16 protein-coding genes are annotated in these 16,249 nt (G+C 65.6%); 13 read left to right on the top strand and 3 right to left on the bottom strand.

The window, feature by feature from the left end:
- The first annotated feature begins 149 nt into the window (after nucleotides 1-149).
- The 3 genes from A3840_RS09150 (at nucleotide 150) to A3840_RS09140 (ending at nucleotide 3,129) form a co-directional block, all read left to right on the top strand.
- Nucleotides 150-692 carry a TRAP transporter small permease gene (locus A3840_RS09150; protein ID WP_082903770.1) on the top strand — a complete coding sequence of 181 codons (543 nt, stop codon included), beginning with the start codon at nucleotides 150-152 and terminating at the stop codon, nucleotides 690-692.
- Nucleotides 689-2,014, top strand: a complete 1,326-nt coding sequence (locus A3840_RS09145; protein WP_067455199.1) for a TRAP transporter large permease — start codon at nucleotides 689-691, stop codon at nucleotides 2,012-2,014. Before A3840_RS09150 ends, A3840_RS09145 begins: the two co-directional genes overlap by 4 nt.
- 92 nt (nucleotides 2,015-2,106) lie before the next feature.
- Complete coding sequence (locus A3840_RS09140; protein ID WP_067455197.1) at nucleotides 2,107-3,129, top strand: TRAP transporter substrate-binding protein; 1,023 nt, start codon at nucleotides 2,107-2,109, stop codon at nucleotides 3,127-3,129.
- 80 nt (nucleotides 3,130-3,209) lie between these two features.
- Here the strand turns inward: A3840_RS09140 and pobA are convergent, their stop codons facing one another.
- Nucleotides 3,210-4,367, bottom strand: a complete 1,158-nt coding sequence (gene pobA / locus A3840_RS09135; RefSeq protein WP_067455195.1) for a 4-hydroxybenzoate 3-monooxygenase — start codon at nucleotides 4,365-4,367, stop codon at nucleotides 3,210-3,212.
- Between the two features lie 89 nt (nucleotides 4,368-4,456).
- Between pobA and A3840_RS09130 the strand changes: the two genes are divergently transcribed.
- On the top strand, nucleotides 4,457-5,290 hold the full coding sequence (locus tag A3840_RS09130; protein ID WP_067455192.1) for a helix-turn-helix domain-containing protein: 834 nt from the start codon (nucleotides 4,457-4,459) through the stop codon (nucleotides 5,288-5,290).
- 189 nt (nucleotides 5,291-5,479) lie between these two features.
- Here A3840_RS09130 and pcaQ read toward each other — a convergent pair whose 3' ends face one another.
- Nucleotides 5,480-6,400, bottom strand: a complete 921-nt coding sequence (gene pcaQ / locus A3840_RS09125; protein ID WP_067455474.1) for a pca operon transcription factor PcaQ — start codon at nucleotides 6,398-6,400, stop codon at nucleotides 5,480-5,482.
- Nucleotides 6,401-6,549: 149 nt separating this feature from the next.
- On the opposite strand from pcaQ, the gene pcaD reads away from it, so the two are divergent.
- The 6 genes from pcaD (at nucleotide 6,550) to A3840_RS09095 (ending at nucleotide 11,384) form a co-directional block, all read left to right on the top strand.
- Nucleotides 6,550-7,344: a 3-oxoadipate enol-lactonase gene (pcaD, locus tag A3840_RS09120; protein ID WP_067455188.1), complete on the top strand. Its 795-nt coding sequence runs from the start codon at nucleotides 6,550-6,552 to the stop codon at nucleotides 7,342-7,344.
- Nucleotides 7,337-7,726, top strand: coding sequence for a 4-carboxymuconolactone decarboxylase (gene pcaC, locus A3840_RS09115; RefSeq protein ID WP_067455185.1), 390 nt, complete (start codon nucleotides 7,337-7,339; stop codon nucleotides 7,724-7,726). The genes pcaD and pcaC overlap by 8 nt, the downstream gene beginning before the upstream one ends.
- Complete coding sequence (pcaH, locus tag A3840_RS09110; protein ID WP_067455182.1) at nucleotides 7,723-8,469, top strand: protocatechuate 3,4-dioxygenase subunit beta; 747 nt, start codon at nucleotides 7,723-7,725, stop codon at nucleotides 8,467-8,469. The genes pcaC and pcaH overlap by 4 nt, the downstream gene beginning before the upstream one ends.
- A complete protein-coding gene (gene pcaG, locus A3840_RS09105; protein WP_067455180.1) occupies nucleotides 8,469-9,092 on the top strand; it encodes a protocatechuate 3,4-dioxygenase subunit alpha in 624 nt (207 codons plus the stop codon). The genes pcaH and pcaG overlap by 1 nt, the downstream gene beginning before the upstream one ends.
- 213 nt (nucleotides 9,093-9,305) lie before the next feature.
- Nucleotides 9,306-10,334, top strand: a complete 1,029-nt coding sequence (locus A3840_RS09100; RefSeq protein ID WP_067455177.1) for a 3-carboxy-cis,cis-muconate cycloisomerase — start codon at nucleotides 9,306-9,308, stop codon at nucleotides 10,332-10,334.
- Between the two features lie 33 nt (nucleotides 10,335-10,367).
- Entirely contained in the window at nucleotides 10,368-11,384 is a 1,017-nt protein-coding gene (locus A3840_RS09095; RefSeq protein ID WP_067455172.1) for a Gfo/Idh/MocA family protein, read from the top strand.
- 77 nt (nucleotides 11,385-11,461) lie between these two features.
- Here the strand turns inward: A3840_RS09095 and A3840_RS09090 are convergent, their stop codons facing one another.
- Complete coding sequence (locus A3840_RS09090) at nucleotides 11,462-12,154, bottom strand: FadR/GntR family transcriptional regulator (protein ID WP_067455162.1); 693 nt, start codon at nucleotides 12,152-12,154, stop codon at nucleotides 11,462-11,464.
- Between the two features lie 146 nt (nucleotides 12,155-12,300).
- Between A3840_RS09090 and A3840_RS09085 the strand changes: the two genes are divergently transcribed.
- From A3840_RS09085 to A3840_RS09075, 3 genes are all read left to right on the top strand, one after another.
- The gene (locus A3840_RS09085; protein ID WP_210178261.1) at nucleotides 12,301-13,854 is read left to right on the top strand and encodes a sugar ABC transporter ATP-binding protein; all 1,554 of its coding nucleotides are present in this window, start codon (nucleotides 12,301-12,303) and stop codon (nucleotides 13,852-13,854) included.
- 162 nt (nucleotides 13,855-14,016) lie between these two features.
- Nucleotides 14,017-15,012, top strand: a complete 996-nt coding sequence (locus A3840_RS09080) for an ABC transporter permease (protein ID WP_067455161.1) — start codon at nucleotides 14,017-14,019, stop codon at nucleotides 15,010-15,012.
- Between the two features lie 82 nt (nucleotides 15,013-15,094).
- Nucleotides 15,095-16,042: an ABC transporter substrate-binding protein gene (locus A3840_RS09075; protein WP_067455158.1), complete on the top strand. Its 948-nt coding sequence runs from the start codon at nucleotides 15,095-15,097 to the stop codon at nucleotides 16,040-16,042.
- Nucleotides 16,043-16,249 lie beyond the last annotated feature (207 nt).

Below are 16,249 nucleotides of genomic sequence, written 5' to 3'. Positions count from 1 at the left end.
TTCAAGTTATCGAACCACCCCCGCTTTGGCGCATTTCTTCGTCCGCCTCGCCGATGCGATAATCATGGGGTTATGGAATGGCGGGAATTTATCATTTTACTTGGCCGGGCGAGCGGCCTTAAATCGACAGGAAACGGGGGGAGGAATCCGTGTTCAGTGACAGTTCCTTGTTGGGACGGGCCACGCATGGGCTGGCGAAATGGATGGCCATTGCCGGCGGCATCGTGCTGCTGGCCATGGTCGCCGTGGTTGTCGTCAGTGTCATCGGGCGCACCTTCATCTGGGCCGGTCTCAAGCCGATCCTGGGCGATTACGAGCTGATTTCGGTGGGCATGGGATTTGCGGTTTTCGCCTTTCTCCCCTGGGCGCATCTGATGCGCGGCCACGCCCTGGTCTCCCTGGTGACCGATGCCTTCAGCGGCCGCGTCAATGCCTGGATCCTGGTGGTCACCGACCTGATGATGTTCCTGGCCGCCGCCTTCATCGCCTGGCGTCTCTATGCCGGCATGATCGACAAGTTCAACTACCGCGAGACCACCATCCTGCTCGGCCTGCCGCTGGGCTGGGCCTTCCTGGCCGGCCTGATCGGGGCCGTGGTCCTGGTTCTGGTCTCGATTTTCGTCCTGGGCCGCTCCGTCACAGACGCCCTCGCCGGCAAGGCACCGCCAAAGCACGTGGGGAGCGAGCATTGACCACCAATCTTATCCTTGGCCTGCTGGGCATTCCCGCCGTCCTGCTGCTGGTCTTCCTGCGCGTGCCGATCGGTCTCGCCATGATGGCGATCGGCATTTTCGGCACCTGGATGATCACCAAGAACTTCAACCCGGTCATGGCCCAGTTCAAGACGCTGAGCTATACCACCTTCGCGTCCCATTCGCTGTCGGTCGTGCCGCTGTTTCTGCTCATGGGCCAGTTCGCCACGCTGAGCGGGTTGTCGAGCAAGATTTTCACCGCGGCCACGGCCTGGCTCGGCCATCGCAAGGGCGGGGTCGCCATGGCGGCGATCGGGGCCAGCGCCGGTTTCGGCTCCATCGTCGGCTCCTCGCTGGCCACCGCCGCCACCATGGGGCGCGTGGCCCTGCCCGAGCTCAAGAAATATGGCTATTCCGATGCGCTCGCCACCGGCACGGTTGCCGCGGGCGGCACGCTGGGCATCCTCATTCCGCCTTCGGTCATCCTGGTCATCTTTGCCGTCCTCACCGAGCAGAACATCGCCAAGCTGTTCATGGGCGCCTTCATTCCCGGCTTCCTGGCGGCGCTCGGCTATATCATCGTCATCGCCATCTATGTGCGCCTGCGCCCCGGATCCGGCGGCAAGCTGGAGCGCGTGCCCTATGCCGAGCGCTTCCGGGCCCTGTTCGAGATCTGGCCGGTCCTCGCCGTCTTCGTGCTGGTGATCGGCGGCATCTATACCGGCATTTTCACGCCCACCGAGGCGGCGGCCATCGGCGCCGCCGGCACGGGGCTGATCGCCCTGGCCTATCGCAGCCTCACCTGGGCCAATGTGCGCGATGCGCTCCTGTCCACGGCCTTGTCCACGGCGATGATCTTCCTCATCGTCTTCGGGGCGGCGGTGCTCAACGGCTTTCTCGCTCTGTCGCAATTGCCGCAGGTGGCCGCCCACTGGATCGGCGAGCAGGGCTTCAATCCCTGGATCGTGCTCACCATCGTGCTGCTGTTCTACCTGGTCCTGGGCTGCGTCATGGATTCGCTGTCCATGATCCTGCTGACCATTCCCATTCTCTATCCGATGATGATGGTGCTCGATTTCGGCATGGCGCCCGATGAATTCGGCATCTGGTTCAGCATTCTCGTGCTGATCGCCGTGGAGGTCGGCCTGATCACCCCGCCGGTGGGCATGAACCTGTTCATCATCAATTCCATGTCGCCCGGCACCAGATTGTCGGAGACCTATCGCGGGGTGACGCCGTTCGTGTTGAGCGACGTCGTCCGCACCATCATCCTGGTGGCCTTTCCACCGCTCACCCTCTGTCTGGTGTGGTGGTTCTACTAGGAGAAGATGCCGCGCCGCCTCGGAGGAAGGGGGTGGCGCGGGACTATACGATCCGGCCAAAACGGCCGGCCATCTCAAGGGAGGGATACCCAATGAAGACCAAAATGTTCGTTCTGGGGGCGCTGGCGGCCCTGGCCATGTCCGGCACGGCCTTTGCCCAGGAAGTCACCCTGCGCATTCACCAGATGCTGCCGGCCCAGGCCACCATCCCCGCCCAGGCTATCGAGCCCTGGGCCGCCATGGTGACCGAGGAATCGGGCGGCCGCATCGCCTTCGAACTCTATCCGGCCATGCAGCTCGGCGGCGCGCCCGCCAGCCTCTACGACCAGGCCAAGGATGGCGTCGTCGATATCATCTGGACGGTGCTCGGCTATACGCCGGGGCGCTTCCCCAAGTCGGAAGTGTTCGAGCTGCCCTTCCTGATCACCAATGGCGAGGATTCCTCGGCCGCCTTCTACAATTACGCCATGGAACACGCCGCCGACGAATATGCCGGCGTCCATGTCATTGCCCTGCACACCCACGGCCCGGGCCTGTTCCACTCCAAGGAGCCGATCAACAGCCTCGAGGATTTGCAGGGCATGAAGGTGCGTGGCGGTTCGCGCATCATCTCCAACATGCTGGCCCAGCTCGGCGCCGAGCCGGTCGGCATGCCGGTGCCCGAGACGCCGGAAGCTTTGTCCAAGGGCGTGATCGAGGCGACCACCATTCCGTGGGAAGTCACCCCCTCGCTGCGCATCGCCGAACTGGTCAGGAACCATACCGGCTTCACCGGCGATCATGGCCTCTATAGCCAGACCTTCGGCTTCATCATGAACCAGGACAGCTACAACAACCTGCCGGACGACCTGAAGGCGATCATTGATGCCCATTCGGGCCTCGAAGTGTCTCGGCAATTCGGCCGCGTCATGGACAATGGCGACGCCACCGGCCTCTCCATCGCGGTGAATGCCGGCAACAATATCGTCCAGCTCGACGAAGCCGAAACCCAGCGCTGGATCGATGCGGCGCAGCCCACGATCGAGGAATGGCTGGCCGACATGTCCTCCGCCGGCCTGGACGGCCAGGCCCTGCTGGATGCGGCCCGCGCCGCCATCGTCGCCGAAACCAACTGATCCTTCTTGGGACCAGCGAAAAGACCCCGCCACTTCGGTGGCGGGGTCTTGCTTTTGGTGCCGCTGCCGGCATGGCCGGTCTATTGCGGCAGACCGGTATAATTCTCCGCCAGGCTCTGCTGGGCGGCGCGCGAGCCGACCAGATAGTCGAATTCCGCCCGCTGGATGCGGCGGCCGAACGCGCCGGCATCGGGAAAGACATGCAAGAGGCTGGTCATCCACCAGCTGAACCGCTCCGCCTTCCAGATGCGGGCGAGGGCGCGGGTGGAATAGGCGTCGAGCCCGGCCGGCGATCCTTCGCTATAGAACTCGATCAGGCCGTCGGCCAGCATGGCGACATCGCTCATGGCCAGGTTGAGGCCCTTGGCGCCGGTCGGGGGCACGATATGGGCGGCGTCTCCGGCCAGGAACAGCCGGCCGAAACGCAGCGGCTCGGCGACGAAACTGCGCAGCGGCGCGATGGATTTTTCCAGCGCCGGTCCGGTCTGCAGGCTCTCGGCTATTGCCGGGTCCAGGCGCCGGCGCAGCTCGTCCCAGAATTGATCGTCGCTCCAGTTCTCCAGCTTTTCGGCGGCGTCCACCTGCACGTAATAGCGGCTGCGGGTGGGGGAGCGCTGGGAACAGAGCGCGAAGCCGCGCGCGTGATGGGCATAGATCAGTTCGTCGGACACCGGTGGCTTGTCGACCAGGACGCCGAGCCAGCCGAAGGGATAGAGCCGCTCGAACGTCGTCAGCGCGGCTGCGGGCACGCTGGCGCGGCTGACCCCATGATAGCCGTCGCAGCCGGCGATATAGTCGCAATCGGCCCGCTGGGTGATGCCGTCCTTGCGCCAGGTGACATAGGGCTTGCCGTCGAAATCGTGCAGCGCGACATCCTCGGCCTCGTAGATGGTCTGGCCCTGCCGGGCCGCCATCAGGTCGCGCGTCACCTCGGTCTGGCCATAGACGGTCACATGGCGGCCGACCAGGGCGGTGAAATCGAGCCGGTGGCTGTCGCCGTCGAAGCTGAGCACCGTGCCATCGTGAACCAGGCCCTCCTTGTGCAGCCGCTCGCCCAGCAGCGCCCGGTCCATCAGGTCCACCGAACCCTGTTCCAGCACGCCGGCGCGGATGCGGCCCAGCACATATTCGGCGCTCTTGCGTTCGAGGATGAGATTGTCGATCCCCGCCAGGTCGAGCAGCCGGCCCAGCATCAGCCCGGCCGGGCCGGCGCCCACGATCACGACCTTTGTGCGCAATGTCCTTCCCCCCTTTGTTGTCCCAATGATGCGCGTCCCCGGCGTCGCGGTGAATGGACAGGCGGCGCAATCGCTTGCACTATCCGAACATGAATCTGATCCCCACCTATGCCCTTTACGGCGAACAGGAGAGCCCGCACGACTGGCTCCATTGGGAGACCATTCCCGCCCGCAGCCGACTGCATGGTTTTCGCATCGCCCCGCACCGGCACGAGCACCTGTTCCAGGTTCTGTCGCTCAGTGCCGGAAGCGCGCGGGTGGACCTCGATGGCGCGGTGTTCCGGCTACGGCCCGGCTCGATCGTGGTGGTGCCGGCCTTGGTCGTGCACGGCTACGATTTCTCCGAGGATGTGGACGGGGTCGTGCTGACTCTGTTCGAGCGCGACGTGCGGGCCCTGGGCCCGGGTTTCGACGGCGCCGCGATCATCGCTGCCGGGGCCGATATCGTCGTCGATGCCATGCGGCGCCTGATCGGGGAGGCCGACCATCCCGGGGAAAGCCATGGCGAGGCGATGCGCGCGCATCTGACCCTGCTGCTGGTCGCCTTGCGCCGGGCGCAGAGCCTGGCCGTGGCGCTCGATGGCCAGCCGGACCGGGCCCGCATGCACGCCGCCGCCTTCCGGCAGATGGTGGAAAGCCGTTTCCGCCAGACCCGCCGGATCGCCGATTATGCCGGGGCGATCGGCGTCAGCCCCACCCATCTCAACCGCATCTGCCGCCAGGTGCTGGGCGCCTCGGCCCTGACCATCATCGAGCGCCGCATCACGCTCGAGGCACGGCGGCAATTGCTGTTCTCGACCCTCTCGGTCAAGGAGATCGGCGCCGAACTCGGCTATGATGACCCCGCCTATTTCACCCGCTTCATCACTCGCATGCTGGGCATGTCGCCATCGGCCTTCCGCCGGGAAATGGGCCGGGGCTAGGGCTTTTCCCGCTATGCGTTCCCAGCAGGCCTCATGTTGAGCCTGTCAGGATGAGGTCTACTGGTGTTTCAGGTCAAAATCCCCGGGCTCCATCGCCCCCTCGCCCCTCAGGGGAGAGGGCCGGGGTGAGGGGTGAAGGCCCATCAGAAAGAACCCGACACTGCCCCTCTGAGAGGCAGAAGGTGCGATCTAATCCGCGCCGCGCAGATCCGCCGCCACGTCGCGCACCGTCTGCATGAAGGCGGTGACGGCCAGGCCCGGCACGGTGCCCGCTTGGGTGGTGAAGCCCACCGGCCCCTGGGTTTCGCTCATATCCACCGCCAGCAGCCGCAGATAGCCTTCGGCCACGTCATCGGCCACCACGCCTTCGGAAATGAACCAGACGGCGTCGCTGCGCCGGACGTAGGCGCGGCCGAAGGCATTGGACACCGTCTCCACCTCCTCGCTTTGCGGGCCGATCCCATAGGCCAGCAGCATGCGCTGTACCAATGGCCGGATCACCGAGCCGGGCGTCGGCATCAGCCGCTGGTAGCCCTCGATCATGCCGAGATTGAAGTCGCGGGCCGACAGCAGGGGATGGTCGGGCCGGACGGCCAGCACCACGCGCTCGGAATAGAGATGCTCGAAACTGAGGCCCAGCATGGCTTCCGGCTCGGCCATGCGCCCGATGATCAGGTCGACATCGCCGGTGCGCAGCAGCGACAGCAGATAGGAATTGGGGCCGGTAATGATGCGGTTGTTGATGCCCGGCTCGGCGAGGAAGAAGCGCCGCACCGCCTCGGGCAGGATGCGCGCCGAGACCGAGGGCAGGGCGCCGATCTTGACCAGGGCCGCCTCCTGCCCGCCGCGCGCCGCCTCGATCCCCTGCCGCAGGGCGGCGATGCTGGTCGAGGCATAGCGATAGAACACTTCCCCGAACGGGGTCAGCGCCAGCCGCCGCCGGCTGCGGTCGAACAGCACGCCCCCCAGCACCTCCTCCAGCTCCTGCACCGTCTTGGAGGCCGCCGGCTGGCTGATATTGAGCGCCTCAGCGGCATTGCCCACGCTGCGCAGCCGCGCCACTTCCAGAAAGCAGGCAATGTGGCGGATTTTGATCCTGGGGTCGATGATGCGCGGTGCCATGGTTATCCTAAGCGCAGATTTTCCGGAATTTGGACCGAGTGCGGCCGGTTTCTATAAGTTGGTGGTTATGATGTGGCGGTGAGTAATCATTTTACTCCGACGCTGCCAATCCCTTAAATCCCTTCCGGAGGGGAAATATGAACGTCGTCCGCATCCAAGATGTGCTGCTGCATTACCGCCTGTCCGGCCCGGCCGGCGCTCCGGCCCTGGCCCTGGTCAATTCCCTGGGCACCGATGCCCGCATCTGGGACGGGCTGATCGCCGAATTGGCGGACGACTATCGCATTCTCTCTTATGACAAGCGCGGCCATGGCCTCAGCGACGCGCCGGCCGGCGATTACAGCCTCGATGATCATGTGAACGACCTCGCGGGCCTGCTCGACCATGTCGGTTTCGAGCGGCCGGCTCTGTGCGGTGTCTCGGTGGGCGGGCTGATCGGCCAGGGTTTCGCCCTGCGCGCCCCCCAGCGCCTCGCGGCTCTGGTCCTGTCCAACACCGCGCCCAAGGTCGGCGACGCGGCCATGTGGAACGATCGCGCCCATACGGTGCTGAATTCCGGCCTGGCCGCCATTGCCGATCCGATCATGGAGCGCTGGTTCAGCCCGCAATTCCGCAGCACCCGGCCGGATCAATTGGCGCTCTGGCGCAACCTCTTCCTGCGCGCCGATCCCAAGGGCTATGCCGCCACCTGCGCCACCCTGCGCGATGCCGACCTGACCGCGCAAGCCGGCGCCATCGCCGTTCCCACCCTGGTCATTGCCGGCGCCGAAGACGGCGCCACCCCGCCGGATCTGGTGCGGGCCGGCGCGGCGCGCATTCCCGGCGCCCGCTTCGAAATCCTGCCCGGCACCGGGCATATTCCATCCATCGAGCAGCCGAAGAAGCTGGCGGCGCTGATGCGGCAATTTCTCAAGGAGGCCTTTCATGGCTGACGACAGCCTGTTCGCGCGCGGCATGGCGACCCGCAGGGCAATTCTGGGCGACGAGCATGTCAACGGCGCCACCTCGCGCAAGACCGCCTTCGACGACGATTTCCAGACCTTCATCACCGAGGGCGCCTGGGGTTCGGTCTGGTCGCGGCCCGGCTTCACCAGGCGTGAACGCTCCATCGTCACGCTGGCCCTCCTGGCCGCCTTGGGCCATGAAGAGGAATTCGCCATGCATGTGCGCGCCACGCTCAATACCGGGGCCAGCCCCGAGGATATCAAGGAAGCGCTGCTGCATGTGGCGGTCTATGCCGGAGTGCCGGCGGCCAACAGCGCCTTCAGGATTGCCAAGACCGAACTCGCCAAGCGTCAGGAGGCGGCCCAATGAGCGGCATTATTCTACCCGGAGCCGATGGCATGCTGTTCCAGCGCGATCGCGACTGGCATCCGCCGGCCGACACGCCGGGCTACAAAAGCTCCACCTTCCGCGCCCCCAGGCACAGCCTCCTGGCCCTCGGCCCGACCAGATCGGAAATGACCGGCCCCACTTTCGGGCACGAAAAGCTGGGCGAACTGGACAACGACCTCATCCGCAATTTCAGCCAGGACGGCAACGAGGCCATCGGCCAGCGCATGATCGTCTATGGCCAGGTGCTGGACGAGAATGCCCGCCCCGTGCCCGATACGCTGGTGGAATATTGGCAGGCCAATGCCGGCGGCCGCTACCGGCACAAGAAGGAGGGCTATCTGGCCGCGCTCGATCCCAATTTCGGCGGCTTCGGGCGCTCGATCACCGACGAGAACGGCTTCTATCATTTCCGCACCGTCAAGCCCGGGGCCTATCCCTGGCCCAATGGCGGCAATGACTGGCGCCCCGCCCATATTCATTTCTCGGTCTTCGGCCATGCCTTCGCGCAAAGGCTGATCACCCAGATGTATTTCGAGGGCGATCCGATGATCTGGCAATGTCCCATCGTCGCCACCATTCCCGACAAGGCGGCCATCGACCAGCTCATTGCTCGGCTCGACCGGCACAATACCACGCCCATGGACGCGCTGGCCTATCGCTTCGATATCGTGCTGCGCGGCCGCCGCTCGACCATGTTCGAAAACAAGCTGGAGGGGAATTGATGAAGCTGCACCCCGTCCCCGTGCTCAAGGAATCCCCCTCCCAGACCGCCGGGCCCTATGTCCATATCGGCATGACGCCCAATTTCTGCGGCATTACCGGGGTCATCGACGCCGATCCGGGCATTTCCATGCTGACCGCAGATGCCGAGGGCGAGCGCATCATCATCACCGGACGGGTGATCGATGGCGCCGGCGCGCCCGTCAATGACGCGGTGCTGGAGCTTTGGCAGGCCGACAGCAAGGGCAGCTTCGTCGCGCCCATGGCGCCCAATTCCAAGTCGGTCCCCGCCTTTACCGGCTGGGGCCGCCAGCCGACCCAGCCCGACGGCACCTACAGGTTCGAAACCATCAAGCCCGGCCGGGTGGACGGTCCGGATGGAAAGCCGATGGCGCCGCATGTCTCCTTGTGGATCGTGGCGCGCGGCATCAATATCGGCCTGCAGACAAGGCTCTATTTCGCCGACGAAGCCGAGGCCAATGCCGCCGATTTCGTGCTCAACAAGATCATGGATCCGCGCCGCCGCGAAACCCTGATCGCACGCCGCGAGGAGGGGCCGGTGCCGCGCTACGTCCTGGACATCCATCTCCAGGGCGAGCGGGAGACGGTGTTCTTCGATATTTGATGACCCCGAGGCAGAGCATGTTGCTCCTTCGCCTCCCTCCCCTTGAGGGGAGGGAATGAGGGTGGGGGTCCGTCAGTGAATCACCGCACGACCCCCGTCCCGCCCCTCCCCTCGAGGGGAGGGGGCAAAGAGCCGCTACATGTGTTGCCCCTTGCTGGAAAGCATGGGACAGGAGATGGTCGGCGGGACCGCTGATATGAGACGAAAAGCATCATGACCCTGCTCTCCGCCCTTGCCGGCGACGCCGAAATCGAGGCGCTGCTCTCCGACCGCGCGCAAGTGGACCACATGCTGGCGGTCGAGCGGGCTTTGGCCGGGGCCAGCGCCGATGCCGGTTGGATTTCTGCCGAGGCCGCCGGCGCCATTGCCGCGGCGATTGACAGCTTCACCCCCGATTGGCCGGATCTCGAGGCGGGCATGGCTCAGGACGGCGTGGTCGTGCCGGCTCTGGTCCGGCAAATCCGCCGCCAACTCGCCGAGCCGCATCGCGCCGCCCTGCACAAGGGCGCCACCAGCCAGGACATCACCGATACGGCGCTGATGCTGCAGGTGGCGGCCGTATTCGATCTTTACGAAAGCCGGCTCATCGCGCTGCTCTCCCGCTTCGACGAGCTGGCGCGCGCCTGGGCGGGGCGCGAACTGGTCGCCCATACGCGGATGCAGGTGGCCCTGCCCACCACCTGGGATGCCAAGCTCGCCGCCTGGAGCGAGCCCTTGCAGCGGCATCTGCGCGCCATCACCGCCATGCGGCGCAGCCTCCTGGTGGTGCAGCTCGGCGGCCCGGTGGGCGATCGGACGAGTTTCGAGGGCCATGGCGACGCCATCGCCGCGGGCCTGGCGCAACGGCTCGATCTGGGCCTGGCCGCGCCCTGGCATGCCACGCGCGACCCCATCGTGGCGCTGGGCAATCTGCTGGCGCTGCTCTCGGGGTCATTGGGCAAGATCGGCGCCGATGTGGCGCTTCTGGCCCAGAACGAGGTCGCGGCCCTCCGCCTCGAAGGCGGGGGCGGTTCCTCGGCCATGGCGCACAAGTCCAACCCGGTCAATGCCGAGGCGCTGGTGGCTCTGGCCCGCTACAATGGCGGCCTGGCCGGCACCTTGCAGCAGGCCATGGTGCATGAATATGAGCGCTCCGGCGCCGCCTGGACGCTGGAATGGCTGACCCTGCCGACCATGCTGATCACCACCGGCGCCAGCTTGCGCCTGGGGCTGAAACTGGCCGAACAGCTCCGCCTGGGCTAAGCAGGCATTCCTACACAAGCCGGGGATTCGATCATGGCCGAAACGCAAAAACTCCGCTGGGGTATCCTGTCCACCGCCAATATCGGCATGGCCAAGGTCACGCCGGCCATCCAGAAATCGGCTCATTCCGACGTCGTCGCCATCGCCTCGCGCAATGGCGACGCGGCGCGCCGGGCTGCCGACAGGCTCGGCATCGCCAGGGCCTATGGCTCCTATGAGGACTTGCTGGCCGATCCCGAAATCGACGCCATCTATAATCCTCTGCCCAATCACCTGCATGTGGAGATGACCCTCGCCGCCAATGCGGCAGGCAAGCATGTCCTGTGCGAAAAGCCCATCGCCATCACGGCGGAGGACGCGAAGCAATTGCGTGGCGCGCGGACTGACCGGCTGATCATGGAAGCCTTCATGGTGCGCTTCCACGCCCAATGGCATCGGGCCCGCGAGATTGCCCGCTCGGGCGAACTGGGCGAAGTCCGCGCCGTGCGCGCCGTGTTCAGCTATCACAATGTCGATCCTAACAATGTGCGCAACAAGGCCGATATCGGCGGCGGCGGCATGCTCGATATTGGCTGCTACCCGGTCACGGCCGGGCGCTTCTTCTTCGAGGCCGAGCCGCTGCGCGTCGTTTCCCTCATGGAACGCGATCCCGCCTTCGGCACCGACCGTCTGGCCAGCGTCATCGCCGATTTCGGCGGCGGGCGGCAGCTCAATTTCATGGTTTCCACGCAGATGGTGCCCAACCAATCGGTGGAAATCCTGGGCACCAAGGGACGGGTGGAAATCATCATTCCCTTCAATGCGCCGCAGGGTCTGGCCACCGCGCTGCTGGTCGACCAGGGCTATGCGCTCGATGCCAGCCTGGCGCGCCGCGAAATCTTCCCGCCTTCCGATCAATATACCGAAATGGCCGAGGCCTTCGCCCTGGCGGCCTTGGGGCAGGGCACGCTGCCCTATGGCGTCGAGGATGCCATCAAATCCATGCAGGTGCTCGACGCCATCTTCGAAAGCGAGCGCACTGGCGCCTGGGCGGCCGTGAAGGCGGGTTAAGGCTCTTCACCTCTCCCTCTGGGGGAGAGGTCGCCGCGCAGCGGCGGGTGAGGGGGCCTTCCCGCAGAAGCTGAACCCTATTCCCACGCGTCCAGCATGGCGGCGCCGACGAAGTCCAGGTGCCGGCGCATCGCCGTCCGCGCGCCTTCGGCATTGCCGCTGACAATGGCGGCGACGATGGCTTCGTGATCGCCCAGGATATGCTCGCGCACCAGCCCGCCCTCCACCAGATGCTGGTGGAACCGGGTATCGATCTCGTCGCTGCGAAAGGTCCAGAGCCGGTCCAGCGTATCGCGCAGAACCGCATTGCCGCAGGCATCGGCCAGGGTCATGTGCAGCATGCGGTCGCTGTCGAACGACCATTGCCCCGCCGCCGTCTCGGCGCGCATGCGCCGCAGCGTCTCGGCCAGTCGCGCCGTGCCTTCGGGAGAGATTTGCTGGCTGGCCAGAGCCGCCGCTTCCGGCTCCAGCAGCCGCCGCATGGTCATGATTTCGAGCGGCGAGGCGCCCAATTCGGGCAGGGCGGCCGATGCGTCGTCGCGCCGGCGCACGAAGGCGCCCACGCCCACCCGCACCTCGACCAGCCCGGCCACTTCCAGCGCGATCAGCGCCTCGCGCACGGTCGGCCGCGACACGCCCAGGTTCTGTGCCAGTTCGCGCTCGGAGGGCAATTGCCGGCCGGCCTCCACCGCGCCGCCCTCGATCTGGTCACGGATCTGGTCGGCGATCTGGAGATAGAGTTTGCGGTTGGATACGGCCTGCAGTTTCATCGCGTCCCCCTCGCCTTCTCTTAGCGCTCCCCACCCGCTTCTGTCTACTGGTCTGACCACTTGACAGCCTGACAGACTTGTCCTTAGCTCGCTGCCAATGACAAGCCTCGGCAATGATCGGGGCCCGCGGCGAGGAGGGTGAGGGGATGGCGGCAGGAATATCCGACGAAGCTTTATCGCCGGCCGCCGCGCCGCTGGTCGAAATGACCGGCATCGACAAGTCCTTTCCCGGCGTGCGCGCCCTGTCCCAGGCCCGGTTCGAATTGCTGCCCGGCGAGGTGCATGCCTTGATGGGCGAGAACGGTGCCGGCAAGTCGACGCTGATGAAAATCCTCTCCGGCGTCTATGCCCGCGATGCCGGCGTGGTGAAGCTCAATGGCATGCCGGTGGAGATCACTGCGCCGCGCCAGGCGCAGGATTTGGGGATTTCCATCATCCACCAGGAACTGGCGCTGATGCGCGACCTCACCGCCGCGCAGAACATCTTCATCGGCCGCGAGCCGCGCCGCTTCGGCATTCTCGACGAGGCCCGGCTCAACCGCGACGCGGCGGCGATCTTCGCCTCGATGAATTTGCGGCTCGAGCCCACGGTAAAGGTCGAGACGCTTACCATCGCCAAGCAGCAAATGGTCGAGATCGCCAAGGCCCTGTCCTATCGCAGCCGCGTTCTGATCATGGACGAGCCGACCGCCGCCCTCAACGATGCCGAGATCGCCGAGCTCTTCGCCATCATCAACCGGCTCAAGGCCGAGGGCGTCGGCATCGTCTACATTTCCCACAAGATGGACGAGATCAAACGCATTTCCGACCGCGTCACGGTGATGCGCGACGGCGAATATGTCGGCACGGTTCCGGCGGCGGATACGCCCATCGATACCATCATCTCCATGATGGTGGGCCGCACGTTGACCAATGAGGCCTTGGTCATTCCCAATGCCGCCGATGCGCCCCTGGCGCTGGAAGTGCGCAATCTGCGGCGCGGGCGCGAAATCCGCGATGTCAGCTTTTCCCTGCGCCAGGGCGAAATCCTCGGCTTTGCCGGCCTGATGGGCGCCGGCCGCACCGAAACGGCCCGCGCCATTTTCGGCGCCGACCGGCGCGAGGGCGGCGAGATCTGGGTGCGCGGCCAGCGCGTCGGCATCGCCTCGCCCAGGGATGCGGTGGAAAAAGGCATCGGCTACCTCTCCGAGGACCGCAAGCTCTTCGGCCTCGCCACCGGGCTCGACGTGCGCAACAATATCGCCCTGGCTAGCCTTTCGCGCTTCACCGGCCCGTTTGGCGTGCTCGACGAGGCCGGCATGGCTAAGGCTGCACAGGGCGCGATCCGCCAGCTCGCCATCAAGACGCCCAGCGACACGCAGGAGGCGCGCCTGCTCTCGGGCGGCAATCAGCAGAAGGTGGTCATCGCCAAATGGCTGCTGCGCGATTGCGATATCCTGATCTTCGACGAGCCGACCCGCGGCATCGATGTCGGCGCCAAGTCCGAGATCTACAAATTGCTCAATGCCCTCGCCGCCGAGGGCAAGGCCATCATCGTCATCTCCTCCGAACTGCCGGAAATCCTGCGCCTCTCCCACCGCATCGCGGTGATGTGCGAAGGCCGGCTGACCGGCATCCTGCCCGGCGGATCGAGCCAGGAAGAGATCATGCGGCTGGCCACGATGCGCGAACCGGCCATGGAACTGCGCCATGCGGGGTGATCCACAGGGACAGCCGCGCACGCGGTCGGTTCCCTCCCCCTTGAGGGGAGGGCTAGGGTGGGGGTTCTGGTCCCCTCACGATCTCATTACCGTTGCCAATCCTGAACCCCCACCCCCGACCCCTCCCCTCAAGGGGGAGGGGAGTAGCCCTGGAAGAACAGCATGACCGACACCGCCGCCCCGGCGCAGAAATCCGGTATCCGCATTTCCGGCGCCTTTCACCGGCTCCTGGCCTTTTCCGGGCTGATCGCGCTGGTCGTGGTCTTCTCGCTGGCCTCGCCCAATTTCATGCAGACCCAGAACATCCTGGCCATCCTGCAGGCCACCTCGGTCAATGGCGTGCTGGCCATCGCCGCCACCTTGGTGATCATTACCGGCGGCATCGATCTTTCGGTGGGGACACTGATGACCTTCTGCGCCGTCATCGCCGGCGTCATCCTCACCTATTTCGGCCTGCCCCTGCCGCTGGGCGTGCTGGGCGCCATTCTGGCGGGCACGGCCAGCGGCCTGGTCTCCGGCACCGTCATCGCCAAGCTCAAGGTGCCCCCCTTCATCGCCACCCTGGGCATGATGCTGATTTTGAAGGGCCTGTCGCTGGTCATCTCGGGCACGCGGCCGATCTATTTCAACGACACGCCCGGCTTCACCCAGATTTCCCAGGGCTCCATCATCGGCGCGCTGGTCCCGGCCCTGCCGATCCCCAATGGCGTGCTGATCCTGTTCGCCGTGGCGCTGATCGCCGCCTTCGTGCTCGGCAAGACCGCCCTGGGCCGCTACACCTTCGCGCTCGGTTCGAACGAGGAAGCGGTGCGCCTCTCCGGCGTCAATGTCGATCGCTGGAAGATCGCCGTCTATGCCACGGCCGGCTCGATCTGCGGCGTGGCGGGTCTGCTTATCGCCAGCCGCCTCAATTCGGCGCAGCCGGCCCTGGGCCAAGGCTATGAGCTCGATGCCATCGCCGCCGTGGTCATCGGCGGCACCTCGCTTTCGGGCGGGCGCGGCACCGTGCTCGGCACGCTGATCGGGGCGCTCATCATTTCCGTATTGGCCAATGGCCTGCGCATCCTTTCGGTGGCCCAGGAATGGCAGACCGTGGTCACCGGCACCATCATCATCCTGGCCGTCTATGCCGATATCCTGCGGCGCCGCACCCTTTAGGCCCGCACCAACCCCCGCGCATCCGCGCCAAGAAGAGGCTCAAATGCCCCGAAAATCCAACGCAGCATCTGGGAGGAAAACCATGCTCAATCGTCGTCACCTGCTCGGCGCCATCAGCGCCCTGGCCATGCTGGCCTCGGCCGGCGCCCCGGCCCTCGCGCAGGAAAACTATGACATCGCCCTCATCTCCAAGGGCTTCCAGCACCAGTTCTGGCAGGCCGTGAAGGCCGGCGCCGATCAGGCGGCCGCTGAATTCGGCGTCAATGTCACCTTCGAGGGGCCCGACACCGAAACCCAGGTCGATCGCCAGATGGACATGCTGGCGGCCGCCCTGTCGCGCCAGCCCGACGCCATCGGCTTCGCCGCCCTCGACAGCCAGGCAGCCACCCCGCTGCTGCAACAGGCCGCAGCCGCCAATATCCCCATCATCGCCTTCGACTCCGGCGTCGACAGCGACATTCCGCTCACCACCGTCACCACCGACAATGTCGCCGCCGCGGCCCTGGCCGCCGACAAGATGGCCGAGCTGATCGGCAATGCGGGCAAGGTCGCCGTGGTCGCCCATGACCAGACCAGCCGCACCGGCATCGACCGCGTCGACGGCTTCGTCAATCGCATCGCCGAAGCCTATCCCGATATCGAGGTGGTGAGCGTGCAATATGGTGGCGGCGACCAATTGCAGTCGACCGAGATCACCAAGTCGATCCTGCTGGCCAATCCCGACCTCAAGGGCATTTTCGGCGCCAATGAAGGCTCGGCCCTGGGCGTGGCCAATGGCAAGACCGAGCTGGGCAGCGACATCGTCGTCATCGGCTTCGATAGCGGCGCGGCCCAGAAGGGCATGGTGGAATCCGGCGTCATGGCCGGCGCCATCACCCAGAACCCGGTCGGCATCGGCTACGAAACCGTCAAGGCCGCCATCGGCGCGCTCAATGGCGAAACTTTGCCCGAAATCATCGACTCGGGCTTTGACTGGTACGATGCCAGCAATATGAACGACCCCGAAATCGCGGCCGTGCTTTACGACTGAAAATGACTCGGGCGTGGCGCGTTCTTGCCATGCCCGCCGAACTGCACCTCCCCCTTGACGGGGGAGGATGGGAGGGGGTGCGGGGGCCCCGATATCGTGGCTCTCGCCCCCACCCTTGATCCCTCCCCGCGAGGGGGAGGGTGACGACTGAAAACTCAAGGATTACGCCGTGACCGATCTCGCCGGAAAAACTGTTCTCATCACCGC

It is taken from the genome of Devosia elaeis (assembly GCF_001650025.1).
Classification (GTDB): domain Bacteria; phylum Pseudomonadota; class Alphaproteobacteria; order Rhizobiales; family Devosiaceae; genus Devosia; species Devosia elaeis.
This window is presented reverse-complemented; position numbering and strand designations above follow the sequence as displayed.

Coding starts and splice junctions, on each gene's coding strand:
- pcaH (WP_067455182.1), top strand. CDS start 7,723: ATGAGCGGCATTATTCTACCCGGAGCCGATGGCATGCTGTTCCAGCGC.
- A3840_RS09090 (WP_067455162.1), bottom strand. CDS start 12,154: ATGAAACTGCAGGCCGTATCCAACCGCAAACTCTATCTCCAGATCGCC.
- A3840_RS09095 (WP_067455172.1), top strand. CDS start 10,368: ATGGCCGAAACGCAAAAACTCCGCTGGGGTATCCTGTCCACCGCCAAT.
- pcaC (WP_067455185.1), top strand. CDS start 7,337: ATGGCTGACGACAGCCTGTTCGCGCGCGGCATGGCGACCCGCAGGGCA.
- A3840_RS09100 (WP_067455177.1), top strand. CDS start 9,306: ATGACCCTGCTCTCCGCCCTTGCCGGCGACGCCGAAATCGAGGCGCTG.
- pcaG (WP_067455180.1), top strand. CDS start 8,469: ATGAAGCTGCACCCCGTCCCCGTGCTCAAGGAATCCCCCTCCCAGACC.
- A3840_RS09140 (WP_067455197.1), top strand. CDS start 2,107: ATGAAGACCAAAATGTTCGTTCTGGGGGCGCTGGCGGCCCTGGCCATG.
- A3840_RS09075 (WP_067455158.1), top strand. CDS start 15,095: ATGCTCAATCGTCGTCACCTGCTCGGCGCCATCAGCGCCCTGGCCATG.
- A3840_RS09130 (WP_067455192.1), top strand. CDS start 4,457: ATGAATCTGATCCCCACCTATGCCCTTTACGGCGAACAGGAGAGCCCG.
- A3840_RS09080 (WP_067455161.1), top strand. CDS start 14,017: ATGACCGACACCGCCGCCCCGGCGCAGAAATCCGGTATCCGCATTTCC.
- A3840_RS09085 (WP_210178261.1), top strand. CDS start 12,301: ATGGCGGCAGGAATATCCGACGAAGCTTTATCGCCGGCCGCCGCGCCG.
- pcaD (WP_067455188.1), top strand. CDS start 6,550: ATGAACGTCGTCCGCATCCAAGATGTGCTGCTGCATTACCGCCTGTCC.